At 41.2% G+C, this 794-nt stretch carries 1 tRNA gene and 1 rRNA gene (1 of these 2 running past the window's edge); both read left to right on the top strand.

Going from position 1 to position 794, the window contains the following annotated elements:
- The first annotated feature begins 3 nt into the window (after nt 1-3).
- Nucleotides 4-77: transfer RNA gene (locus tag B4E59_RS07175), tRNA-Ala, on the top strand.
- A 205-nt stretch (nt 78-282) separates the two neighbouring features.
- Nucleotides 283-794, top strand: a 23S ribosomal RNA gene (locus tag B4E59_RS14690); it runs 2480 nt beyond the window's last position.

The following is a 794-nucleotide window of genomic DNA, read 5'->3' on the forward strand; positions in this document are numbered from 1 at the left end:
AGAGGGGGATTAGCTCAGCTGGCTAGAGCGCTTGCCTTGCACGCAAGAGGTCATCGGTTCGACTCCGATATTCTCCACGAAGCGATAAACGAATTTCGAAATTCGTCTAAAGCAGAAGAGTTCATTGACATTATTAGAAACAGATTATAATTTATTTATAATCGCATACAATCAAAAACAAACAGATTTAGAAATAAATCAAAGTTTTATAAAGGTATACAATTAATCAAGAAAACGAGTAAGATTAACATAACCGCTCAATAATATGACGGTTAAATCGAGAAAAAAGTTACAAAGGGCGTACGGCGGATGCCTAGGCTTTGAGAGGCGATGAAGGACGTGATAAGCTGCGATAAGCTACGGGGAGCGGCACATACGCATTAATCCGTAGATTTCCGAATGGGACAACCCGGCATGTTGAAGGCATGTCACCCAGCAATGGGAGCGAACGTTGGGAACTGAAACATCTAAGTACCAATAGGAAAAGAAATCAATTGAGATTCCGTAAGTAGTGGCGAGCGAACGCGGATTAGCCCTAAAGACTTAATAAGGATAATAGAATAACCTGGAAAGGTTAACCGTAGAGGGTGATAGTCCCGTAAATGAAATTTTTATTAAGTTGATAACGAGTAAGGCGGAACACGAGAAATTCTGTCCGAATATGGGAGGACCATCTTCCAAGGCTAAATACTCCTCAAAGACCGATAGTGAACTAGTACTGTGAAGGAAAGGTGAAAAGCATTTCGAATAGAAAGTTGAAATAGAACCTGAAACCGTACGCCTACAAGCGGTCG

This window comes from Empedobacter sp. UBA2044, assembly GCF_002333005.1.
Lineage (GTDB): Bacteria > Bacteroidota > Bacteroidia > Flavobacteriales > Weeksellaceae > Empedobacter > Empedobacter falsenii_B.